This is a genomic window from Acinetobacter sp. ANC_7511 (genome assembly GCF_056779975.1).
Map to the genome: position 1 here is coordinate 54,951 of NZ_JBWYIY010000012.1, position 22,462 is coordinate 77,412.

Consider the following 22,462-nt stretch of genomic DNA (forward strand, 5'->3'; position numbering starts at 1 on the left):
CCTCTTATGAGGGCTTTTTTATCTCTAGAATCAAAACGAGAAAAGTCCGTATAGGTGCTGTATTACTTACCCGTTTTTTCTTTAATAAATTGTCGAGCAAATTGTATTTTTTCTTTTACAGGTTTAGGAATTTTTGGTGGAATTAATTTAGCGACTTGGTTAAACCATACCAATAAGCTGAAATCACCTTCCATTTTAATACTGCCATTTTGCATACCCGTCATGAATGCAGTTGGATCACCTTTCATCAGGGTTTTAACACCTTGCTCGCTATCAGCAAACTGAAGTACGAAATCTGCTTTCTCTGCATCACCTGAAACAGAATCAATCTGGCCATTGTTGACTAAAATCTGACGTGCAACACCTAGATCTGTACCAATTTGAATACGGAACTGACGATCATGAATTAACTCAATAAATTTTGGACTCGTACGTGACAATTGTTTCATACGCAACGCCAAACCTAACACCAAAAGGTCTAGTGGATCTGTGCTTGCATCAACGATAGGTAATTTCACAACAGGTATTGAAGATAGTTTCATGACAATTTAAGTCCGTTTTTTTAATATCAAAAATAATTGATTCATCCTAGCATATCTTATAAGTAAGGAAATGCAGCTTTGTTTAACAAAACGTATAGGCAAAAAAAAGGTATATCATTTTGATACACCTTTAAATATAAAATTGTTACTACGCAGTTTTGGTCTACATCTCATCTGTCATGAGCTGGATTTAATCGTCCTCATATACAGGAGTATGTTCAATATAACGACGATTTTCTAAAGCCTTTTGCGCACGACTATCTTCGCGAAGTAAGAAAGCCGTTAAAGCCACCATGGCTAAGCTAATCGCTGTTAAATAACTATATGCCAAGGACATGTCAAAGACGTGTTGAACACTATAACGAATACCTTCAAGTAAACCCCAGAAGACCATACCCGCTAACATAAAGCCTAGCCAATGACGATAAGGTGAAAAGAATACGGCCGCCAATGCTACAGCGATCAAAGCAAATCCGAGTATCGTTGCAAAAGTTAAAGTGACCATAAAAATCTCCGTCAAAATTTAGATGTTTCAAATACTGCCTAATGGTGTTTCACAACAAATTAAATAACGCTTCACTTTCTTCAATGGTCTTGTTGGCGTCTATGAAAGCATTATGGTGAGTTTTTTTCAGAAAAAAAGACCTGATGCTTTTGTAAGCGACACATATTGTCGCAACATTCTTTTGTCATTACATTTTTTAAGATTAGACATTTTTCATAGAGTCAGAATCAGTCAAACTTGGCGTGTCATTACAAAAAAATACCTCGTAATTTTTTGTCAAAACATCTTTTTTTCGATGATGATCATCTGTTTTTTCGTCTGAACTTAACTGATTAAAATTTGTCTAAGAATGATTTACTTAGATAAAAAAAAGCGACCATTTGGTCGCCTTTTTAATAAGCTTTTTTTGATTTTAAGCTCGACTTAAATCTTTATCATGTACACCTAACAGGTACAGAACACCATCCAAACCAACACTTGAGATGGCTTGATTTGCATTTTGACGCACCAATGGTTTAGCACGGAATGCAACGCCCAAGCCCGCTATAGAGAGCATTGGCAAATCATTCGCACCATCACCTACTGCAATCGTTTGCTCAAGTGAAATGCCCATTTCATCCGCAATTTGGCCTAATAAAAATGCTTTACGAGCGCCATCCACAATATGCCCTTTAACTTCGCCAGTGACCTGCCCATCTTGAACATCCAAGATATTGGCATGAACTTCATCAATCCCAAGTTTTGCTTGTAAATATTCAGCGAAGTATTGGAAGCCACCAGATAAAATAGCCGTACGATAACCCAAAGATTTCAGGGTTGAAATAAGACGTTCTGCACCTTCAGTAATCGTTAAACGTTCTGCAATTTTAGGCAATACAGAAGCATCCATACCTTTCAGTAGCGCCACACGCGCACGGAAACTGCTCTGAAAGTCCAGCTCACCTTGCATAGCACGCTCAGTAATTTCTGCGACTTGTGCACCGACACCTGCTTCAATTGCAAGCTCATCAATCACTTCTTGTTCGATCAGCGTTGAATCCATATCAAAGCAAACTAAACGACGATTACGACGGTACGGCGTGTCTTCTTGTACTGCAACATCGACACTAAGGTCATTTGATAAACTTAAACATGCCGCTCGCATCGTTGCAGCATCTAACATCTGACCGCTCAAACCAAATTGCACACAAGCACGTTTTGGTTCATTTTCAAAATGATTCAACGTTGGGCGACCAGACAAACGAGTGACTGTTTCAATATTAAACCCTTGACTTGAAACAATATTAGTCACTGCTTGCAAATGTGCTGCAGTAAGTTCAGGTGCCAATGCCGTCACGATATATCGTGTACGTCCACCCTCTTTCACCCATTGCTCATAATCTTCTGAATCGATCGGTTTAAAGCGCACAGTAAGACCAATATCGTGTGCTAAAATCAGAATATCTTTCATGGCCAAAGCCGTTGCTGTCTGGTCTTCGGAAGCAACCACGATGCCGAGAGTCAATTGGTTATGGATAACTGCTTGTCCTACATCTAAAATTTGCAAAGAATGTACGGACAACACCTGCATCAATCGAGTAAACTGATTCGGTTGGTCAGGTCCTAAAAATGAAATAAGAATGATTTCTCGCATGAATTGACTCGGGTCTGAGCTACGAATATTGTAAGAATCATAATCGAAATTGAATTAATTTTCTTTGGAAGTTTACGTTGAATGCGCCTAGACAAGGGCTATTTGCTAGCCTGCTGATTGTAAGTTTTGCCTTGCATACCTTTTTATTGGTTATTGCAACGACACATCAATTAAATGAAAACCGTGCAAGCCAAGGTTTGCTAATGACGACTCAACTGGTCGCAGATAGCTTAACTGAACTTGAACCTGCCAATACTGTATCTCTTGCATTATTAGCCAACCGCTATGCAACGAATCCAAGTGTTGCATATATACGTATTCTTGGCACAGGAGATCAAGTTCTCGCAACTGCAGGCTTGTCTAAGACGCGTCAGGGTGAAATCTTCGTTCGAGATGCACTACAAAATGAAAAGAAAATTGGCAGTGTGGAAATCACATTGGTTAAACCAAGTATCGGTGAAATATTAAGAACACAATGGCTGGCGATCCTCTCGTCACTCTTTATTCATGGCTTATTATGGTTGGCTTATCGTGCCATTGCTCGCCCTACGCGTAGCGAATATCTTGCGAGATTAAATAATGAGTCCCGTTTACGTCATGAGATCAAGCTGCTCACTGAAGCATTAGAACTGGAAAAGAGTCAGCCTAAACAACCTCATACGCCAGAGCAAAATAAAGAACAAGCTGCAATTACGCCAAAAGTACCGACTCTGCAGTTAGATCAGGATGCTTTATCACTGAATATCCAATTTTATGATCCGAAACAATTAATTAATACGGTCAACAAATCTGTCTCTTTACCTTATTTTAATTTATGTCAAATTTTCTTAAATAAGAGCATCGAACTGTGTACAGCGCATTATCATTTGAATGTTGATGATATCGTTGTGAATCGTAGTTTTGATCAACAAGGCGCTGTCATCAGTATTTCTTCACTCAAGAATAACTCGATTGCTTGCATCTTAATGATTGGTTCGGTGTTTCAATTATTGTCAGAAGTACTCTATAAACGTTACCGTGAGGATAAACGGTTCGTATTGCAAACACGTTGTGCTGTAACCGCACCAGTGGAGGCAATGCAACTCGATTCAGTACAAGCGGCGGAAAGACTCACACATCACCTGATTGCGAAAGAAATGGCGCTATATTTGACCCACGATCAGTTAAAGCATATTGGTGAATGCTACCAATTGGTTCCGATGCCGAATCCAACCAGTGTGTTAACACGTCACGCTTTCATGATTAATGGTATGAACGAAGCCTGTGCCGAACTCGCACAAAATATCCGTACTGAGATTTTGAAAGGCAAAGCCCAAAGCTCCTCGACGGATCGTACAATCAGCTCTTAATTAGATTAAATTTTAATAAGTAAACCAGATTTGATGCTAAGTTAAATCTGGTTTTTCTTTTTAAAAGCTCACAGTCGTGAAAAGTTAGACTAAGCGTCTAGTTTGTATACAAAAGTGCTCTTTTGGTAATTTTATCTCTCTTTTCAATGTGCTATGAAGGTGTATGTTGGACTGTATTGAATGGTACAGTCATAAGCATAGGCAAACTGACTAAAAAAGCGTTAGACTATGGCGCAACAAATTTATTCAAATGTCAGAATGACATAACAAAAAGGTGAAGGTTGATGTCGCTCAATACTGTAGAAGAACTTGTAGCAGATATCCGTGCAGGAAAAATGGTCATCCTGATGGATGATGAAGATCGTGAAAATGAAGGCGACCTCGTTATTGCTGCAACGCACGTACGACCTGAAGACATTAATTTCATGATCACGCATGCTCGTGGCTTAGTTTGTTTAACCTTAAGCCGTGAACGCTGCAAACAATTAAATTTACCGTTAATGGTTGATGCGAATGGCGCTCAACACGGGACAAACTTCACGCTTTCTATTGAAGCTGCAAATGGCATTTCTACAGGTATTTCTCCAGCAGAACGTGCGCACACGATTCAAACAGCAGTTGCGGCACATGCAAAACCAGCAGATATCGTTCAGCCAGGCCATATTTTTCCACTCATGGCACAACCAGGTGGTGTGCTCCATCGTGCAGGTCATACCGAAGCAGGTTGTGATTTAGCTCGTCTTGCAGGTCTTGAACCAGCTTCTGTGATTTGTGAAATTATCAATGAAGACGGGACTATGGCCCGTCGTGCTGACCTTGAAATTTTTGCTGAAAAACACGGTCTAAAAATTGGTACAATTGCTGATCTTATTCACTACCGTATGACCAATGAACAAACGGTAGAGCGTTTGGATCAACAAAAACTCGATACAGAGTATGGTACTTTTGATCTTTACCGTTATCGTGAAGTCGGGAATCCTGATATTCATTTGGCATTGGTTAAAGGTCAACCTGAAGAGGGTGTGACGACTGTTCGCGTTCATGGCTTCAATCCGGCGCGAGACTTATTAAAGCTTAATAAGCAAGATGGTGAAGCAGCTTGGAATTTAGATCGTGCTTTAAAAGAAATTGCTCAAAGCGATCGTGGTGTCTTGGTATGGATTGGACAACGTCAGCCGTCTGATTTAGGTCCAGCATTAGAAGCATTAACTGCGCCAAAACCAGCCAAGTCAAATGCTGCCTTATCGCAGCAATACCAAACCATTGGTGTGGGTGCACAAATTTTACGTGATTTAGGCGTACAGAAAATGAAGCTCCTGAGCTCACCTTTACGCTTCAATGCATTGTCTGGCTTTAATTTAGAAGTGGTCGAATACATCACAGCTGATCAGAGCTCTCATTCATAACTCTTATTAAATATCGAGGTTGCTATGGCGATTCGCCGTATTGAAGGTTTATTACATCTCGCGAGCGAAGATCGTTACGCGATTCTAGTTGGTCGTTTTAACAGCTTTGTTGTTGAACATTTATTAGAAGGTGCAATTGATACATTGCATCGACATGGTGTTAAAGACGATAATATCACTATCGTTCACGCGCCAGGCGCTTGGGAACTTCCGGTTGTGGCGAAAAAACTCGCAAATTCTGGTAAGTTTGATGCGGTAATTGCACTTGGTGCAGTTATTCGCGGTAGCACTCCTCACTTTGACTTTGTTGCTGGTGAATGTGCAAAAGGCCTTGGTGTTGTTGGTTTAGAAGCTGGTTTACCTGTGATCAATGGCGTATTGACCACAGACAGCATTGAACAAGCCATCGAGCGTTCAGGTACAAAAGCAGGTAATAAAGGTGGCGAAGCTGCCTTGACTGCAATTGAAATGGTTAACTTGCTAAAGGCGATCTAAAGCATGTCGCAGACACTCCAAGCTACTTATGCAGCTAAACGCAAAGCACGTCGTTTTGCTGTACAAGGGATTTATGAATGGCAAATGAGCCACAACCCTGTGCATGAAATTGAAGCACGTACACGTGCTGAAAATGCCATGCATAAAGTGGATCTCAGCTATTATCACGAGTTGCTCACACAAGTGATTGCAAATCATGAAGCATTGGATGCGTTATTAATTCCAGTACTAGATCGTGAGATCTCGGCACTGGACGGCGTTGAATTAGCTACTTTGCGTCTTGGCGCGTATGAATTGAAAGAGCATCTTGAAATTCCATATCGCGTCGTTCTCGATGAAGCAATTGAATTGGCTAAACACTTCGGCGGTGCAGATAGTCACAAATACATCAATGGTGTATTAGACCGTTTGGCACAAAGCCTACGTGAAGCAGAAAAGCAACAAGCAAAATAAGTTGTTGTTGAAATGGCTGAGTTTTCTATTATTGACACCTATTTCAATCGACCGAGCTATTCTTCAGTCGATCTAGGTGTCGGTGATGACTCAGCCCTGCTCACCCCGCCTCCACAGCAACAATTGGTCATTTGTGCCGATACCCTCGTTGCTGGTCGACATTTCCCCATCGATACAGATCCCCATGCGATTGGATGGAAATCTGTAGCTGTGAATCTTTCAGACATTGCAGCCATGGGTGCAAAACCTCAAAGCATTCTCTTGGCATTGAGCCTACCCCAAATTGATCATCACTGGCTAAAAGGGTTTAGTCAGGGTTTGTATGATTGTTGCGATCAATTTGGAGTAAGTTTAATTGGCGGCGACACAACGCAAAGCCCACATCTCACATTATCAGTTACCGCTCTAGGCTGGGTGGATATTGGAAAAGCCGTGCCACGTTCTGGTGCTCAAGCAGGTGATTTAATCTGTGTATCCGGGACTGTCGGTGATGCTGCATTCGGATTAAAATATCCCGATCATGCTTTAAAAAAACGTCTCGATTATCCCACTCCACGTTGTGAACTCGGTCAAGCGCTTAAAGGATTGGCGCATAGTATGATTGACGTATCCGATGGTTTAGCACAAGATTTAGGACATATTCTCAAAGCATCTCATGTTGGTGCCGACCTACACTTAGATCAACTTCCACTTAGTCCTGCCTTACAAGCATTGTCCAATCAGCAAAAATGGAAATTGGCTTTAGCAGGTGGTGATGATTATGAATTGTGTTTTACCATTCCTTCACCTGCCTTGGATGAATTAAAAGCTCGACACTGCGATACACCGATCACGGTGATTGGTGTCGTAAAAGAGACTCAGCAATTAGATTTTTATCATCATCAACAACCACAAGAACTAGAATTACAGGGATATCAGCACTTTGCCAAAACAACCAATTAATTTTAAAGCGATGACTTGGTCTGAACGTTTCATTGTTTTTTGTGGCGTTGGATTCGGCTCTGGTTTGGCACCAAAAGCACCGGGTACTTTTGGTTCAGCTTTTGCGTTGCTGTTTATCCCTGCTTTCATGACAATAGGTTTTTTGTATAGCACGATTGCCATAATCGTTATGTCATTGATTGGAATATATATTTGTGGAAGAGCCGCTGATATAATGCGCGTCCATGATGACGGACGAATTGTGTGGGATGAATTTGCGGGTCAATCGATCACGTTTCTCCCTTTAATCTATCTAGGCCTGATGAATTGGGTATGGCTTTTTATTGGTTTTGCACTTTTCCGTCTCTTTGATGTTTGGAAACCTTGGCCGATTCGCGTCATTGATCGTCAAGTCGACGGTGGTTTCGGCATTATGCTTGATGATCTGATCGCAGGTCTGTGGGCAGCACTTTGTATTATAATTTATCTCTATATTGATATGGCTTAAGCCAAGCTCCAAAGAAAGGATGTTGTATGTCAACCACAGTTGTTATTCTTGCTGCAGGTAAAGGGACGCGAATGCGTTCAAAACTACCAAAAGTATTACAGCCTTTAGCAGGACGTCCACTCTTAGGGCATGTCATTGAAACCGCAAAAAAAATACAAGCTGAAAATATTATTACTATTTTCGGTCACGGCGGCGCTCTAGTTAAACAAGCATTTTCGACAGAAAATATTGACTGGGTTGAACAAGCTGAACAACTTGGTACAGGTCACGCTGTTCAAATGACCTTACCTGTCTTACCCAAAGATGGTATTTCTTTAATTTTATCCGGTGATGTGCCTTGTATTACCGCCGATACATTACAAAATTTACTTGAAGCTACACAATCTAAAGGTATTGGCTTAGTCACACTTACACTAGACAATGCTTCAGGTTACGGTCGTATCGTGAGAGAAAATGGTAAAATCCAAGCCATTGTTGAACATAAAGATGCTTCTGAAGCGCAACGTTTAATTCAAGAAATTAATACTGGCATTTATGCAGTAAGCAATGCCAAATTGCACGAGTGGTTGCCACGTCTGAATAATAATAATGCGCAAGGCGAATATTATTTAACAGATATCGTAGCAATGGCTATTGACGATGGACTCGAAATTGCTTCAGTTGAACCTGCTTTAGCTTTCGAAGTTGAAGGTGTAAATGATCGTGTGCAATTGGCAGCATTGGAAAGAGAATACCAAAACTACCAAGCGAAATTACTGATGCAGCAAGGTGTACATTTGATCGACCCGAGTCGTTTCGATCTCCGAGGTTCACTCAAGGTTGGTCAAGATGTGCGTATCGATATCAATGTCATTATCGAGGGCGAATGTGAACTTGGTGACAATGTCGAAATCGGTGCAGGATGTGTAATTAAAAACTCCAAAATTGCTGCAGGCACGAAAGTTCAACCGTATAGCGTATTTGATTCAGCCATTGTGGGTGAGCAGGCTCAAATTGGACCATTCGCACGTTTGCGCCCTGGTGCTAAATTGGCAAATGAAGTACACATTGGCAACTTTGTTGAAGTGAAAAACACCACCATTGGTTTAGGCTCTAAAGCCAATCATTTTACGTACTTAGGTGATGCTGAAGTGGGTGAGGGTTCAAATATCGGTGCGGGTACGATCACATGTAATTATGATGGTGCCAACAAGTTTAAAACGATCATTGGTGACCAAGCCTTTATAGGTTCAAACAGCTCTTTAGTCGCGCCGGTTAAAATTGGTAATGGTGCAACAGTTGGTGCTGGATCGACGATTACTCGTGATGTGGATGATCATAGTTTAGCCGTAGAACGCTCTAAACAATTTGTGAAAGACAATTATCCACGTCCACAAAAGATTAAGAATTAAGGGGATTACAATATGTGTGGTATCGTCGGCGGTGTAGCAGAACGAAGCATAACGAATATTCTAATTGAAGGCTTAAAGCGTCTTGAATACCGTGGTTATGACTCAGCGGGATTAGCTTTAATCAATGCAGGTCAAGTTTTACGTGAACGTCGTGTCGGTAAAGTTATCAACCTTGAAGAAGCGGTTTCAGAAGCAGCGATCACTGGCGCGCTTGGTATCGCACATACACGTTGGGCTACTCATGGCAAACCTACAGAAAATAATGCACATCCGCATATATCTGGTCAAGTCGCTGTGGTACATAACGGTATTATTGAAAATTACCAAGAGCTTAAAGATGATCTTGAAGCATTAGGATATGTGTTTACATCCCAAACAGATACTGAAGTTGTTGCACACTTAGTTCACGATGCACTGAAGTCTGCTCCTAACCTGCTTAAAGCCGTTGAACAAGTTGTGCCTCAACTCAAAGGTGCATTTGCACTCGGTATCGTACATACAGATTACCCAAATGAATTGATCACTGTTCGTGAAGGTTCACCGCTCGTGATCGGTGTGGGAATTGGTGAGAACTTTATCAGTTCTGATCAATTGGCCCTATTACCGATTACCAATCGTTTTATATACCTTGAAGAAGGTGATATTGCGCGTTTAACACGTGATACGATTGAAGTCTATGTACAAGGTGAGCGCGTTGAACGCCCTGTCAAAGAACTTGATGCGACAGTGAGTAATGCTTCAAAAGGTGAATATAAGCATTACATGCTGAAAGAAATTTATGAGCAACCTGAAGCGATCAAGCAAACTATCTCTCAAGCCTTAAATGCCGATCACTTACGTGATGATTTTCTTGCAAATGCTGTAGAAGATTTTTCTCAGATTCAGCAAGTTCAAATCATCGCTTGCGGTACCAGTTACCATGCAGGCATGATCGCAAAATATTGGTTTGAACAACTGATTGATGTACCTTGCCAAGTTGAAATTGCAAGTGAGTTCCGCTATCGCACTCCAGTCATCGTGAACAATACACTCTATGTGTGTATTTCTCAATCAGGTGAAACTGCCGACACATTGGCTGCTCTTCGTGATACACAAAAACGTGCCAAAGCGAAAAATATTAATATCACCACGATGACGATCTGTAACGTTGCAACATCTTCCATGGTGCGTGAAACAGATTACAGCTTATTGACATTAGCAGGTCCAGAAATTGGGGTTGCGTCGACCAAAGCATTCACCACACAACTTGCTGCCTTGATGCTTCTCGTGCTTAAGTTCGGTCAAGTTAAACAAACGATTTCTAATAAACAAGTATCAGAAATCATTACTGGATTGTGGCATACACCTAAAGTGATTCTTGACACATTACAATGTGATAAAGAAATTTTACGCCTATCTGAATTGTTTGTTGAAAAACAACATTGCCTATTTTTAGGTCGTGGAACACAGTTCCCAATCGCGCTTGAAGGAGCGCTTAAACTGAAAGAAATTTCATATATTCATGCTGAAGGTTATGCAGCTGGTGAGTTGAAACACGGCCCATTGGCCTTAGTTGATAATGATATGCCTGTTGTCATTCTTGCTCCTCAGGATGACATGCTTGATAAGCTCAAATCAAATATGGAAGAGGTTCAAGCACGTGGTGGTGAGCTGTTTGTATTTGCAGATGAAAATAGTGGCATTAAGGAGAAAGAGCGCCAACACGTAGTTCAAGTTCCGAGCGTTTCAGCACTATTATCACCAATCGTATACAGTATTCCTGTGCAGCTTTTGTCTTATCATGTCGCTGTACTACGTGGTACCGATGTAGATCAGCCGCGTAACTTAGCAAAGTCAGTTACGGTTGAATAATTCAATTTGATCTACACTTAAAAAGATCGATAATGAAAATTATCGGTCTTTTTTTTATCAAATGAAATATCTTATCAGTGCATGTTTAGTCGGACATCCAGTTCGCTACGATGGTCAACATTGCCTTCAAGAAAAAATTAAAACGCTGATTGATGCCAATCAGGCCGTCGTAATCTGCCCTGAAATTTCTGGAGGACTTAGCACTCCCAGAGCCCCTGCTGAAATTCAAAAAGGAACAGGCTCCGATGTTTTGAGTGGCCATGCAAAAGTATTTGATCTTTCGGGAAAAGATGTTACCGAAGCATTTATTTTAGGTGCCAAACAGACCTTAGCTTTTGCGAAAAAACATGGGATTACTCATGCGATTTTGAAAGCTAAAAGTCCATCATGTGGTTTTGGTCAGATTTATGATGGCTCTTTTTCGGGGTCAAAAATAAATGCGGACGGTGTTACAGCAGCGCTTTTAAAGCAACATGGTATTCACATCATGACTGAAAAAGAATTTCTAGATCAGTTAATGAAATAAAATCAGCTACTTAATCACATCATCGTCATATTCATGTTTTTTAAGGTGAGCTTTGTCACGCGTCGCCCAATAACTCGCCAAGATGGGTCCCGAAATATTGTGCCATAAACTAAAAATCGCACTTGGAAGTGCTGTAATGGGTGTTGCCGCAAAATGAACCGCAGCTAAAGCAATGCCTAAGCCAGAATTTTGCATCCCTACTTCTATCGAAACTGCTTTAGCATCTGCTTGATTAAGCTGCAATAATTTTGCAGCCCAATAACCTATAAAATATCCTAATCCATTATGTAAAATTACAACAGCAAGGATCAGTAACCCTGACTGTAAAATTTGCATTTTGCTTCCAGCAATAATCGCAGCCACAATCAATACAATCGCGATGACTGAAACCATAGGCATCATTGCGATATATCGATCTATTTTTTGCTTAAATAGGCCGCTCACGATCACCCCTAAAATGATAGGGAACAAAATCACTTGCATTACCGATACAAGCATTGCTACCGCATCTATATCGATCCACTGACTCGCTAAGAGATAAAAAATCAATGGTGTCAGCAAAGGTGCTAACATCGTTGAAACTGAGGTACACGCGACGGACAAAGCCACATTTGCCTTTGCCATATAAGCAATGACGTTAGATGCTGTACCTCCGGGACAACATCCAACAAGGAGTACGCCAACGGCAATTTCAGCGGGTAATCGAAATGCTATGCACAATCCCCATGCCAATAATGGCATCACTATAAATTGAGCACTCACGCCAACGGCAACCGCCTTAGGCTGGCTGAAAACACTTTTAAAATCTTCCCACGACAGGGTCATTCCCATGCCAAACATGATAATCCCGAGCATCCAAGTGATATAAGACTTAAGCCAAATAAAAGCTTCTGGCATATACATGGCAATTCCTGCAAATAGGAGTACCCACAGCGCAAAGGTTTTCTGCACGAATTGATTGATAGCTTTCATTTAGAAGTTCACTTGTTGGATTAACGACGTATGATCTTGAGCCATGCCTTTAAATGGTCTGCGCTGAGTGTCTGAGAGTCATCAGTTCTTTGGCGTAAATTCGTTTCACACCTTGTGCAAGCATTTCTTGCCATGCATGTTGCAACGAACCATTTAAATCAATGCCTTTAGTCGCATCTGACACGACATAACTGTTAAAACCTAATTTTGCAGCATCAATTGCCGTCCAAGCCACACAAAAATCAGTGGCGATCCCGACAATGAAGATGTCACGAATTCCACGCTCACGCAGATAACCTGCTAAGCCAGTCGATGTTCGATGATCAGCTTCTAAAAAGGCAGAATAACTATCAATATGTGGATGAAAACCTTTACGAATGACCAACTGCGCTTTGGATATATTCAAGTCTGGATGAAAATCTGCATCATGTGTACCCTGCACACAATGTGAAGGCCATAACACCTGGCGGCCATAAGCTAATTCAATCGTCTCATAAGCAGACTTTCCAGGATGATTTTCAAAAAATGAAATATGGTCTTGAGGATGCCAATCTTGGGTAAGGACAACATTGTCAAAATGCCGAGAAAGTGAATTAATGGTTGGAATAATTTGATCTGAATTTGCTACCGCCAAATTTCCCCCAGGGGTAAATCCATTCTGAACATCAACAACGATAAGTGCACTTTGTTGTGGTTGGAACATCCTTTTCAGCTCCCAATATTTTTAAAATTGTTAGGGACTATTGCATAGGATCAAGAGAACTACAATTGCTTGAGTTGAAAATTTGATATCAAAATTCTATAAAAAAAGCCTGCATCAAGCAGGCTTTAATCTATGTTTTTGTCTTAATTCTGGATACGACGTACCAACATTAACATGAAGATTGCAGAAATAATAATACAAGGGATTGCTGCAGAGATTACGCCTGCTGCACCAAATCCAGCCGTTAATAATGATCCTGCAATTGCTGGCCCAAGCATAGCACCGATACGACCTACTGCTGATGCTACACCAACACCTGTACCACGTACTTCTGTTGGGTACACAATACCACCAAATGCGTAAAGCACGCCTTGACAGCCAATCACGAAAGCACCAACCAATGCTGAAGCCAAATACATTTGTGTGAGTGAGCTTGCTGCATTCAACGCAAGAAGGCCAGCCAAAATACCACCGTACATTAACAAGATCACATAAGCTTTTTTCCAGCGGTCAGTTAATACACCTAAAATCACAGTACCTACAGTAGCACTTACCATGAAGTAGAATTGCGCTGTCGCACCTTCTTTTCTCGAAAAACCTAATTCTTGGAATAGAGAAGGTAACCAGCTGAGCATGATGTAAACCACCATGAGCGTGAAGAAATAGCTACACCAGATGAACATCGTACGAAGAAGATTCTGTGAATTAAACAAATCTTTAAACGAACCTTGTGGAGCTTCTGCAATTTCAGCTTCAGTTCTATTTTGCGTTTTCAAAAATTCTTTAGATTCAGGTAAGAATTTCATCATCACTGGTATAACAATTAATGGTAATAAACCACCAAGATAGAAAATATTTTTCCAATTAGCACCGAAATCTGTACTTGCAATTAAAGATAAGATCGCAGCACCGACAGGCATACCACAGTACATTAGCCCTACAGCACGACCACGATTTTGTGGGGTTACTGCTTCAGAAGCCAAAGTGATGAGAATTGGCATTGCTGCACCTAGTCCTGCACCTGCAAGGAAACGTACAGCCAATAAACTGTTAAAACTATTTACCCATACCGTACATAAAGTGAATACAGCGAAAACAGCAACAGACCAAATTAAAACTGTTTTACGACCAATACGGTCCGCAATACGCCCACCTACCAGTGCCCCAGGTAACAGACCTAAAATACCAGCACTAAAAAACACACCTAATTGTGAACTATCTAAACTAAAATGTTCACGAATACCCGCAGCTGCAATACCTGCAGCCTGAATATCTAAGCCTTCAATTACTGCAATGAGGAAGCAGATACCTACCGTCAAAATTGCATGTTTGTTACTTACTGATTCTTGCATTGAACTTCCCTCACTCATCAGCATTTGAGTCCGATGCCCGATTATCTATGTAAGTCAATGAAAGTGAGAGTTATCAAATGGTGTAATAAAATGTAATCAAAATAAGATTAAATTTCATACCTCTTGCCAACCAAAATAAATTCTAGTCTTCAAAACGATTAATTATTTTTTTTATTTAAAAAAAAACCAAGAAAAATCTATTATAAAATCTGTAAGTATTAGAATAATTTAACCTTTAAGTAAAAAAATTAAGACGTTTTATAAATTATAATAATCACATAATTTAAAAATTATTAGTTTATTCACCTTTATATACATACATCTTAAATCTGATGTAAGTGATATAAGCTATTAATTCAGGGTAAATTGGTCAGATTTTAGTTCGAATTTTCATTTTTATCCGCAATACTTTCATAGACGAACATCTATCTTCACTGTTATTTAAATGCCTAACCATAAGGTCTTAAAATTGCTTTTTTTAAAAAAAGTTACTTGTTTTAACTAAACTTTTTTTTGACTGAAGTGAATTCATATTGTTCTTATTGGTAGCTTAGTTCATAATTTGCATACGCATTATCCAGTATGCAGGCATATTGGATCGTGATATAAATCAAAATACATACCCATCCAAACTTCGCTTCTCAACCTTCACTGGATGGAAAAATAGGATCGTGTTTTAAAATGACTACTCAGCAAGCTCATGTAATTCAAGGCTCAATCGTCGCAATCGTCACTCCAATGTTTGAAGATGGTACTGTTGATTGGAAGGGTCTCGAGAAGCTTGTTGAATGGCATATTGAGCAAGGTACAAATAGTATCGTTGCCGTGGGAACAACAGGTGAAGCTTCGACCTTAAGCATGGCTGAACACACTCAAGTGATCAAAGAAATCATTCGTGTAGCCAATAAACGCATTCCAATTATTGCCGGAACAGGCGCAAACTCAACGCATGAGGCGATTGAGCTTACCAAAGAAGCTAAAGAGCTTGGTGCAGATGCTGCACTTTTAGTAACGCCATATTATAACAAACCGACTCAAGAAGGCTTGTATCAGCATTACAAAGCAATTGCTGAAGCTGTTGATTTACCGCAAATTCTTTATAACGTACCTGGCCGTACTGGCGTTGATATGAGCAATGAAACTGTAGTTCGTCTTGCTGATATTCCTCAAATCGTAGGGATTAAAGATGCAACAGGTGATGTTCCTCGCGGTGCTGAGCTTTTAAAAGCACTTGAAGGCAAAGATATGGTGGTCTATTCAGGTGATGATGCAACAGCATATCAACTGATTGAGCATGGTGCGAAAGGTAATATTTCTGTGACCGCTAACGTTGCTCCAAAGCAAATGAGCCAAGTGTGTGCCGCTGGTTTAGTGGGTAATGCAGCTCAAGCAAAAGCAATTAATGATCAAGTTGCAAATTTACACGAAATTCTATTTTGTGAATCAAACCCAATTCCTGTGAAATGGGCACTTCATGAAATGGGATTAATTGGTACAGGTATCCGTTTACCACTTACTCCATTAGCAGAACAATATCGAGCTTCACTGCGTGATGCATTAAAAGCTGCGAGCATTATTTAAAGAAGAGTTTAACAACTATGCAACTACGTTTTGGTTTACCCCTTGCCCTTTCAGCCCTCAGCATGGTCGGTTGTAGTACGATTGGTATCGATAATGGTTCACTCGATTATAAAAAATCTACTGCACAAGCCCCGCTTAAATTCCCTGAAGGTTCAATGGTTAGACCAGCAACACCGCTTTATCCAGCGCCTGTTGTTGAACAGCTTGCAATAGACAATGCGCCACAAATGGTTAATAAGCGAGGTAATCGTTTTGAGCTACCTCGTCCTAATGTGGCACCAACCGTTTCTAATCCTGTTGAGAGTGAACAATCAACTGCTGTCGGTCGTCCACAACTTTTAACTGATGGAAATGGCAATCCGTTGATCAAAATTGACGGAAATTCTGCTACAATTTGGCAATACACAATCGCCACCCTCAGTAGCCTCAACTACAACTTTGTCAATCAACCTAAGAATCACCATTCCGCGACAATTCAAGTGGATGGTGAAAGTTTAGTGCTTAAACTGACATCTGTAGGTTCGAGTCATACCTTGGCCGTGTTTACCCCAACTAACGCGTTTGCAGACAAACAAAAAGCTGCGAGCCTGTTAACCCAGATTTATCAAAACTGGCCAGCCTAGTCGTTCTAGGCATATTTTTTCTGAAAAAGGTTCCACCATGTTAAAACAAACCTTGCTCTATACTGGTAAAGCTAAATCCGTTTATGAAACCGATAGTGCAGACCACCTGATTTTAGTCTTTCGTGATGATGCCTCAGCATTTAATGGCGAAAAAATCGAACAGCTAGATCGCAAAGGTAAGGTGAACAACCGTTTTAACGCCTTTATCATGGAAAAACTTGCAGCTGCAGGTATCGAAACTCATTTCGAAAAACTTTTAACACCAAACGAAGTTTTGGTTAAAAAGTTAAACATGATTCCAGTTGAATGTGTAATCCGTAACTATGCAGCTGGTTCGCTTTGCCGTCGTTTGGGTGTTGAAGAAGGTTTAGAACTTACACCACCTACATTTGAATTATTTTTCAAAGATGACGCTTTGGGCGACCCAATGGTGAATGAATCTCAAGCAATTGCTTTAGGTTGGGCTACTGCTGAACAACTTGAGCGTATGAAAGAGTTAACTCACCAAGTAAACGTGGTGTTAAAAGATCTTTTTGCTCAAGGCAACATGCTTTTAGTTGATTTTAAACTTGAATTTGGTGTGTTCCATGATCGTATCGTTCTTGGTGATGAATTCTCTCCAGATGGTTGCCGTCTATGGGACAAAGATACCAAGAAAAAATTAGATAAAGACCGTTTCCGCCAAGGTTTAGGTGGTGTGGTTGAAGCATATGAAGAAGTTGCGACACGTATCGGTGTTGACCTTTCTGATATCTAAATCAAAATTTAGATAAAATGAAGCCGAGTCATATGACTCGGCTTTTTTGTATCTGTTGATATTATTTTTATATTTTCAAATTGTTGTTATACATTCATTATTTTTGTTAAGTAGCATTACCAATGCTCTCTCCTCATTGGTAATGCTATTAATTTATCGAATCGATATTTAAATAAGATGACAAATCTGGGGTCTTGATCATTAAAAAACTCAATTGTTGTTTTTGTTTTTAAATTTACACCCATTAATCGAATAAATTAATGCTATTTATTAAAATGATCGTTTTTACAATATTACTAAGTTCAACTAATATATTTTTATACCAGGCAACTACAGGAGTTGGTGGCTCAAGAGAGAGACTGTAGTTGCCGACCAGATGAATCGCTTTTCGCCCAGCTTCCCATAGAACTGGGCTTTTTTTATTGTTGTTGCTGCTCTTGCTGCCAACGTCGCTGCTGTAAACGCTCTGCTTCGACTTCACGCTTATTACGAGCTGATTCGTACAATTTGGTGCCTTTCAGCTCTGGAGGCATATAATCCTGCAACACGAAATGTTCTGGATAGTGATGTGGATATAAGTAATCTACACCATATCCCTGCTCTTTCATTAACTTGGTTGGAGCATTTCTTAAATGCAATGGAACTGGAAGATTTGACGTACGTTCAGCCAACTCTAATGCTTTATTGATTGCTAAGTAAGTGCTGTTACTTTTCGCGCTTGTGGCCAAATACACTGCACATTGTCCTAAAATAATACGGCATTCTGGCATCCCAACCGCTTGAACGGACCTAAAACACTCCCCAGCCAATAACAACGCATTAGGATTAGAATTTCCAATATCTTCCGAAGCGGCTATCAACATCCGACGCGCAATAAAGACTGGATCTTCCCCCCCCTTTAACATTCTCGCCATCCAATATAGTGCAGCGTCAGGATCACTTCCACGAATTGATTTAATGAAAGCTGAGACTAAATCATAGTGCTGCTCACCAGATTTGTCATATCGCGCAATATTTTGTTGAGCTACTTTTACCACGATGGCATTGGTGACAATATTTTCAACATCTGCTTCAAATGTGCTCGCAATGAGATCCAATAAATTGAGTGCTTTACGAGCATCGCCTGCGGCAAATTGAATTAATGCATCATATTCTTCGATGTGAATATGACGGTCTTTCAAAAATTGGTCTTGCTTGAGTGCACGTTCAATTAAATGTTGAATATCATGCTCAGATAATGCATTCAGCGTATACACCTGACAGCGCGACAACAAAGCATTATTGACTTCAAAAGAAGGATTTTCTGTGGTTGCACCAACCAGAGTAATCTTGCCTTTTTCTACTGCGCTCAGTAAGGCATCTTGTTGAGATTTATTAAAGCGATGAATTTCATCAATAAAAACCACTGGCACAATGAGATCGCCACTTTCCCCAATAATTTCTCGAAGCTCTTTAACACCAGTGTTGAGTGCAGACAAGCTAATAAAAGTACGATCTACAGCTTGAGCTAACAATAGCGCAATGGTGGTCTTGCCGACCCCTGGAGGCCCCCAAAAAATAATCGAAGGTAAATGTCCTTGGTCAATCATTTGACGTAAAGGTGCGTCTTCACCAAGTAAATGATCTTGTCCGATAATCTCAGACAAATCACGTGGACGTAAGCGTTCAGGTAGCGGAATTTGTGTATCGGACATATTTTTTATAGATCTCAAAGTGCTGTTGACTAGTCTACTATGTAATAGTCAAATTCCAATATTAATAGTCAAAACAACCATCACTATTCAACATTTTTCATTTTACTCAGATTCGAGTTTTGGTTTTAATTTGAATAAATAAGCTTGCGGTCCATCTTCTATTCCCCAAATTGTGCCATCCTTTGCTTCATGCAAGTCTCGTACTCGAACCCCCATATCCAAGCGCTGAATTTCTCGTACAGGTTCAGATTGTGGATCTACCACAATAATGGCTTTCGATGATAATCCACCGATTAAGGCTTTGTTCTTCCATTGTGGAAAATAGTTAGATTTATAAAAAATCAGACTCGAGGGTGAAATCACTGGAGACCAATCAAGTTTAGGGGCTATAAATTCAGGTCGCGTTTCATGATTCGGAATCTGTTTACCATCATAGTGATCACCATTAGATACAATTGGATAGCCATAATTCTTACCTTTTTCAATAAGATTGAACTCATCACCACCTTTAGGGCCCATTTCTGCCACCCACAAACGATTTTGATGATCGAATGCCATACCTAAAGGATTACGATGACCTAAACTCCAAATCTGCGCTGAGACACCACCTTGTTTGGCAAATGGATTAGATTCTTGAGCACGACCATCATCATACAAATATACAATTTTACCTAGATTAGACTGCATATCTTGTGCAGGCTGAAACTTCTGCCGTTCCCCTGAACTAATCCATAAATTCGCTTGCTGGTCAAACACTATACGATGTGCATAATGCCCCTGCCCCGACACTTTAGGGACTTGCTCCCATATGCGTTCGATATCCGTCAGTTTCGGTGCTTCGATATTCGATAAATCCAATTTCGCTCGGATTACCACTGCACCAAATAATCCATTTTTTTCTTCGGCATAACTGAGATATAACCAAGCGTTATTATTGAAATTAGGATGAATCGAAACATCACCTAACCCACCTTGTCCGCCATAAGCAACTTGAGGCACACCAGCCACGTTAAAACTACGTTTTGATTGTGGGTCAAACAACTTAAGTATGCCTGACTTTTCTGTAATTAACAGTTGACCATTTGGTAAAGTTGCAATCGCCCATGGTTCATTAAATAGAGCAATTTTTTCAACTTGATATCGTTGTTCTTGAGCTTTTGAATTTTCGTTTTTGACTGTTGATTCCTGCGGATTCTGTGCTTCAGTGGCTTTATTTTGATTGGCATGACACGCCATTATGATTCCGCTCAAACCAACAATCCAAATCAGTTTTGCAGCTTTTAACATGCCTTTCCCTTTTTAAATCCTTGAATATCAGTCTCAAGGATTAAACGGCAATGATCATTTTAAAAGTGTTTTTATATTACAAAATATGTGTAGTCTAGCAATTGAATGTACTAGCGTACCCACCGCACGATGTATTCATCTATTTCATTTTCATTAACAAGCTGTTCAGATATACAACGACCTGCTACAGATTTTCGAGCACTAATCACACTTTGTTTATTGCCTGTCACCAAGTGATGCCAATTCGGTAGCTTTTTACCTTCATTAATACGTCGATATGCACAACTCGAAGGTAGCCATCGTATTTGTTGTAATTTTTCAGGCGTTAACTGAATACAGTCAGGTACATGCACCTGACGATTTTCATAATCTGAACAATGCCCCGTCTGACAATCTAGAAGTTTGCACGCAACTTTGGTATATGCGATTTCTTCGGTTTCATCATCTTCTAATTTAACCAAACAACACATACCACAACCATCACACAGTGCCTCCCATTCTGCTTGGTTCATTTCAAACAGTGAATAATGTTTCCAAAATTCAGGGCGTAAAGATGTGCTCATGATTCAGCTAAATATCAAAAATTTGAGTCAGTATATCACTAATAATTCTCATAAAATTTCACCAATCTCAGTTACAGTTGATTAACTAAAGAATATCAATACTCTACGTTAAAATACCCTTTGTATACATTTTGCTCAGTTTATTTTCTTATACTGAATGAACATTAATAAAAATTTATGGAGAATCAAAATGTTCCGTTGGGCGATTATTTTTGCAGTGATTGCATTGATAGCAAGTTTGCTAGGGTTTGGTGGTGTAGCAGGCTTATCTAAAGATTTCGCAATTATCTTACTTGTGATTGCAGTGATTCTCGCAATTGTAGGCTTTATCTCAAGAGGCAAAGTCTAGTGTTCTAAATCACTAGATTAAATTGAAAACACAAGATTGATGAAAAGAAGAAGGTACTCCTTCTTCTTTTTTTATTTCTTTTTTATCTGTTCATTGATACGCGTTTTATATATTCCAATCTTTCATAAATTCTCACATTTGATTTTACTTTCTTATTGCAAATTCATCACTTCGGAAAACATTTATGCTTTAATCTTTGCTGATTTTCATAAACGAAAGGACTTTCAATAATGACTTCAGCAATTCAAACAAGAGAAATTCAGTATAAAGCGGCAGATGGTACACAATTGATTGGTTATTTTGCCGCACCTGAAAACTCTTCAGGAGCTGCAGGTATTATTGTAGCCCCAGAGTGGTGGGGTCGTAATGAATATACAGAACAACGTGCTCGAGAACTTGCAGAACAAGGATATGCTGCTTTTGCCATTGATATGTACGGCGACAAAAAGGTAACCACTGAAGCTTCTCAAGCAAATGAGTGGATGATGCAAACTTTCGCACAGCCTGAAACGATTGTACAACGCGCTACAGCTGCGTTAGACACTTTATCTGCACAGCCTGAAGTTGACGCAACTCGATTAGCTGCGATTGGTTTTTGTTACGGCGGAAAAGTTGTTTTAGATCTTGCTCGCTCTGGTGCGAACTTAAAAGCAGTTGCTACCTTCCATGCTAATTTATCTGCGCAAACACCTGCTCAACAAGGTCAAGTAAAAGCTGAAATTCTGGTTTTGCATGGTGAGCTAGATAGCATGGTCACGCTAGATGATGTGGCACAATTTAAAGAAGAAATGTTTGCAGCTCAGGTGCCGCATGAGGTCATTATCTTTGAGGATGCAAAACACGGTTTTAGCAATCCACAAGCTGATGAACGGGCAAAAGCCAATGGTGTAGATCTCGGTTATAACGCTGCAGCTGAGGAAAAAAGCTTAGCTGCGATGTATGAGTTACTGTCGCGTCACTTAGATTAATTACTTTCAAAGTTTATTAGCGCTAAGATTATT

General features: G+C 40.0%; 23 protein-coding genes. 14 read left to right on the forward strand and 9 right to left on the reverse strand.

The window, feature by feature from the left end:
* Window positions 1-62: 62 nt before the first annotated feature.
* From AC1M9L_RS09570 to serB, 3 genes are all read right to left on the reverse strand, one after another.
* Window positions 63-542, reverse strand: a complete 480-nt coding sequence (locus AC1M9L_RS09570) for an SCP-2 sterol transfer family protein (RefSeq protein ID WP_092766561.1) — start codon at window positions 540-542, stop codon at window positions 63-65.
* 190 nt (window positions 543-732) lie between these two features.
* Complete coding sequence (gene aciT, locus AC1M9L_RS09575; protein WP_035264816.1) at window positions 733-1,047, reverse strand: ciprofloxacin tolerance protein AciT; 315 nt, start codon at window positions 1,045-1,047, stop codon at window positions 733-735.
* Window positions 1,048-1,459: 412 nt separating this feature from the next.
* Window positions 1,460-2,680 (reverse strand): phosphoserine phosphatase SerB, encoded by a 1,221-nt coding sequence (gene serB, locus AC1M9L_RS09580; RefSeq protein ID WP_035264823.1) that lies wholly within the window; start codon window positions 2,678-2,680, stop codon window positions 1,460-1,462.
* 77 nt (window positions 2,681-2,757) lie between these two features.
* Here serB and AC1M9L_RS09585 point away from each other — a divergent pair, with 77 nt between their 5' ends.
* The 9 genes from AC1M9L_RS09585 (at window position 2,758) to AC1M9L_RS09625 (ending at window position 11,580) form a co-directional block, all read left to right on the forward strand.
* Window positions 2,758-4,029, forward strand: a complete 1,272-nt coding sequence (locus tag AC1M9L_RS09585) for a hypothetical protein (RefSeq protein WP_092766563.1) — start codon at window positions 2,758-2,760, stop codon at window positions 4,027-4,029.
* Window positions 4,030-4,313: 284 nt separating this feature from the next.
* The gene (ribBA, locus tag AC1M9L_RS09590) at window positions 4,314-5,435 is read left to right on the forward strand and encodes a bifunctional 3,4-dihydroxy-2-butanone-4-phosphate synthase/GTP cyclohydrolase II (RefSeq protein ID WP_035264829.1); all 1,122 of its coding nucleotides are present in this window, start codon (window positions 4,314-4,316) and stop codon (window positions 5,433-5,435) included.
* 24 nt (window positions 5,436-5,459) lie between these two features.
* The gene (gene ribH / locus AC1M9L_RS09595; protein ID WP_481591979.1) at window positions 5,460-5,930 is read left to right on the forward strand and encodes a 6,7-dimethyl-8-ribityllumazine synthase; all 471 of its coding nucleotides are present in this window, start codon (window positions 5,460-5,462) and stop codon (window positions 5,928-5,930) included.
* Window positions 5,931-5,933: 3 nt separating this feature from the next.
* A complete protein-coding gene (nusB, locus tag AC1M9L_RS09600) occupies window positions 5,934-6,383 on the forward strand; it encodes a transcription antitermination factor NusB (protein ID WP_035264834.1) in 450 nt (149 codons plus the stop codon).
* A gap of 12 nt (window positions 6,384-6,395) precedes the next feature.
* Window positions 6,396-7,325 carry a thiamine-phosphate kinase gene (gene thiL / locus AC1M9L_RS09605; protein WP_481591980.1) on the forward strand — a complete coding sequence of 310 codons (930 nt, stop codon included), beginning with the start codon at window positions 6,396-6,398 and terminating at the stop codon, window positions 7,323-7,325.
* Window positions 7,306-7,812, forward strand: a complete 507-nt coding sequence (locus AC1M9L_RS09610; protein WP_481591981.1) for a phosphatidylglycerophosphatase A family protein — start codon at window positions 7,306-7,308, stop codon at window positions 7,810-7,812. Before thiL ends, AC1M9L_RS09610 begins: the two co-directional genes overlap by 20 nt.
* Before the next feature lie 26 nt (window positions 7,813-7,838).
* Window positions 7,839-9,203, forward strand: a complete 1,365-nt coding sequence (gene glmU, locus AC1M9L_RS09615; protein WP_481591982.1) for a bifunctional UDP-N-acetylglucosamine diphosphorylase/glucosamine-1-phosphate N-acetyltransferase GlmU — start codon at window positions 7,839-7,841, stop codon at window positions 9,201-9,203.
* A 12-nt stretch (window positions 9,204-9,215) separates the two neighbouring features.
* Window positions 9,216-11,054, forward strand: coding sequence for a glutamine--fructose-6-phosphate transaminase (isomerizing) (gene glmS / locus AC1M9L_RS09620; RefSeq protein ID WP_481591983.1), 1,839 nt, complete (start codon window positions 9,216-9,218; stop codon window positions 11,052-11,054).
* A 61-nt stretch (window positions 11,055-11,115) separates the two neighbouring features.
* A complete protein-coding gene (locus AC1M9L_RS09625) occupies window positions 11,116-11,580 on the forward strand; it encodes a 2-thiouracil desulfurase family protein (protein WP_481591984.1) in 465 nt (154 codons plus the stop codon).
* A 6-nt stretch (window positions 11,581-11,586) separates the two neighbouring features.
* Here AC1M9L_RS09625 and AC1M9L_RS09630 read toward each other — a convergent pair whose 3' ends face one another.
* The 3 genes from AC1M9L_RS09630 to mhpT all read right to left on the reverse strand — a co-directional run bounded on the left by AC1M9L_RS09630 (window position 11,587) and on the right by mhpT (window position 14,607).
* Window positions 11,587-12,552 carry a bile acid:sodium symporter family protein gene (locus AC1M9L_RS09630; RefSeq protein WP_481591985.1) on the reverse strand — a complete coding sequence of 322 codons (966 nt, stop codon included), beginning with the start codon at window positions 12,550-12,552 and terminating at the stop codon, window positions 11,587-11,589.
* 49 nt (window positions 12,553-12,601) lie between these two features.
* Window positions 12,602-13,255 carry a bifunctional nicotinamidase/pyrazinamidase gene (gene pncA / locus AC1M9L_RS09635; protein WP_481591986.1) on the reverse strand — a complete coding sequence of 218 codons (654 nt, stop codon included), beginning with the start codon at window positions 13,253-13,255 and terminating at the stop codon, window positions 12,602-12,604.
* Between the two features lie 143 nt (window positions 13,256-13,398).
* Window positions 13,399-14,607, reverse strand: coding sequence for a 3-(3-hydroxy-phenyl)propionate transporter MhpT (gene mhpT, locus AC1M9L_RS09640; protein WP_481591987.1), 1,209 nt, complete (start codon window positions 14,605-14,607; stop codon window positions 13,399-13,401).
* 681 nt (window positions 14,608-15,288) lie between these two features.
* Between mhpT and dapA the strand changes: the two genes are divergently transcribed.
* The 3 genes from dapA to purC are packed head-to-tail and all read left to right on the forward strand — an operon-like array spanning window position 15,289 to window position 17,568.
* Window positions 15,289-16,188, forward strand: coding sequence for a 4-hydroxy-tetrahydrodipicolinate synthase (gene dapA / locus AC1M9L_RS09645; RefSeq protein ID WP_481591988.1), 900 nt, complete (start codon window positions 15,289-15,291; stop codon window positions 16,186-16,188).
* Between the two features lie 17 nt (window positions 16,189-16,205).
* A complete protein-coding gene (locus AC1M9L_RS09650; RefSeq protein WP_481591989.1) occupies window positions 16,206-16,811 on the forward strand; it encodes a lipoprotein-34 precursor (NlpB) in 606 nt (201 codons plus the stop codon).
* Window positions 16,812-16,848: 37 nt separating this feature from the next.
* The gene (gene purC / locus AC1M9L_RS09655; protein ID WP_092766585.1) at window positions 16,849-17,568 is read left to right on the forward strand and encodes a phosphoribosylaminoimidazolesuccinocarboxamide synthase; all 720 of its coding nucleotides are present in this window, start codon (window positions 16,849-16,851) and stop codon (window positions 17,566-17,568) included.
* 419 nt (window positions 17,569-17,987) lie between these two features.
* On the opposite strand, the gene AC1M9L_RS09660 is transcribed toward purC, so the two are convergent.
* The 3 genes from AC1M9L_RS09660 to AC1M9L_RS09670 all read right to left on the reverse strand — a co-directional run bounded on the left by AC1M9L_RS09660 (window position 17,988) and on the right by AC1M9L_RS09670 (window position 21,112).
* Window positions 17,988-19,262, reverse strand: coding sequence for a replication-associated recombination protein A (locus tag AC1M9L_RS09660; RefSeq protein WP_092766586.1), 1,275 nt, complete (start codon window positions 19,260-19,262; stop codon window positions 17,988-17,990).
* A gap of 102 nt (window positions 19,263-19,364) precedes the next feature.
* Window positions 19,365-20,549 (reverse strand): PQQ-dependent sugar dehydrogenase, encoded by a 1,185-nt coding sequence (locus AC1M9L_RS09665; protein ID WP_481591990.1) that lies wholly within the window; start codon window positions 20,547-20,549, stop codon window positions 19,365-19,367.
* Between the two features lie 110 nt (window positions 20,550-20,659).
* The gene (locus AC1M9L_RS09670; RefSeq protein ID WP_481591991.1) at window positions 20,660-21,112 is read right to left on the reverse strand and encodes a YcgN family cysteine cluster protein; all 453 of its coding nucleotides are present in this window, start codon (window positions 21,110-21,112) and stop codon (window positions 20,660-20,662) included.
* 190 nt (window positions 21,113-21,302) lie between these two features.
* Here AC1M9L_RS09670 and AC1M9L_RS09675 point away from each other — a divergent pair, with 190 nt between their 5' ends.
* Together AC1M9L_RS09675 and AC1M9L_RS09680 are read left to right on the forward strand one after the other, a co-directional pair.
* Window positions 21,303-21,461 (forward strand): DUF1328 domain-containing protein, encoded by a 159-nt coding sequence (locus AC1M9L_RS09675; RefSeq protein ID WP_035264869.1) that lies wholly within the window; start codon window positions 21,303-21,305, stop codon window positions 21,459-21,461.
* A gap of 230 nt (window positions 21,462-21,691) precedes the next feature.
* Entirely contained in the window at window positions 21,692-22,429 is a 738-nt protein-coding gene (locus AC1M9L_RS09680) for a dienelactone hydrolase family protein (protein WP_481591992.1), read from the forward strand.
* The last annotated feature ends 33 nt before the right edge of the window (window positions 22,430-22,462 follow it).

Coding starts and splice junctions, on each gene's coding strand:
- AC1M9L_RS09570 (WP_092766561.1), bottom strand. CDS start 542: ATGAAACTATCTTCAATACCTGTTGTGAAATTACCTATCGTTGATGCA.
- aciT (WP_035264816.1), bottom strand. CDS start 1,047: ATGGTCACTTTAACTTTTGCAACGATACTCGGATTTGCTTTGATCGCT.
- serB (WP_035264823.1), bottom strand. CDS start 2,680: ATGCGAGAAATCATTCTTATTTCATTTTTAGGACCTGACCAACCGAAT.
- ribBA (WP_035264829.1), top strand. CDS start 4,314: ATGTCGCTCAATACTGTAGAAGAACTTGTAGCAGATATCCGTGCAGGA.
- ribH (WP_481591979.1), top strand. CDS start 5,460: ATGGCGATTCGCCGTATTGAAGGTTTATTACATCTCGCGAGCGAAGAT.
- nusB (WP_035264834.1), top strand. CDS start 5,934: ATGTCGCAGACACTCCAAGCTACTTATGCAGCTAAACGCAAAGCACGT.
- thiL (WP_481591980.1), top strand. CDS start 6,396: ATGGCTGAGTTTTCTATTATTGACACCTATTTCAATCGACCGAGCTAT.
- glmU (WP_481591982.1), top strand. CDS start 7,839: ATGTCAACCACAGTTGTTATTCTTGCTGCAGGTAAAGGGACGCGAATG.
- glmS (WP_481591983.1), top strand. CDS start 9,216: ATGTGTGGTATCGTCGGCGGTGTAGCAGAACGAAGCATAACGAATATT.
- AC1M9L_RS09625 (WP_481591984.1), top strand. CDS start 11,116: ATGAAATATCTTATCAGTGCATGTTTAGTCGGACATCCAGTTCGCTAC.
- AC1M9L_RS09630 (WP_481591985.1), bottom strand. CDS start 12,552: ATGAAAGCTATCAATCAATTCGTGCAGAAAACCTTTGCGCTGTGGGTA.
- pncA (WP_481591986.1), bottom strand. CDS start 13,255: ATGTTCCAACCACAACAAAGTGCACTTATCGTTGTTGATGTTCAGAAT.
- mhpT (WP_481591987.1), bottom strand. CDS start 14,607: ATGCAAGAATCAGTAAGTAACAAACATGCAATTTTGACGGTAGGTATC.
- dapA (WP_481591988.1), top strand. CDS start 15,289: ATGACTACTCAGCAAGCTCATGTAATTCAAGGCTCAATCGTCGCAATC.
- AC1M9L_RS09650 (WP_481591989.1), top strand. CDS start 16,206: ATGCAACTACGTTTTGGTTTACCCCTTGCCCTTTCAGCCCTCAGCATG.
- purC (WP_092766585.1), top strand. CDS start 16,849: ATGTTAAAACAAACCTTGCTCTATACTGGTAAAGCTAAATCCGTTTAT.
- AC1M9L_RS09660 (WP_092766586.1), bottom strand. CDS start 19,262: ATGTCCGATACACAAATTCCGCTACCTGAACGCTTACGTCCACGTGAT.
- AC1M9L_RS09665 (WP_481591990.1), bottom strand. CDS start 20,549: ATGTTAAAAGCTGCAAAACTGATTTGGATTGTTGGTTTGAGCGGAATC.
- AC1M9L_RS09670 (WP_481591991.1), bottom strand. CDS start 21,112: ATGAGCACATCTTTACGCCCTGAATTTTGGAAACATTATTCACTGTTT.
- AC1M9L_RS09675 (WP_035264869.1), top strand. CDS start 21,303: ATGTTCCGTTGGGCGATTATTTTTGCAGTGATTGCATTGATAGCAAGT.
- AC1M9L_RS09680 (WP_481591992.1), top strand. CDS start 21,692: ATGACTTCAGCAATTCAAACAAGAGAAATTCAGTATAAAGCGGCAGAT.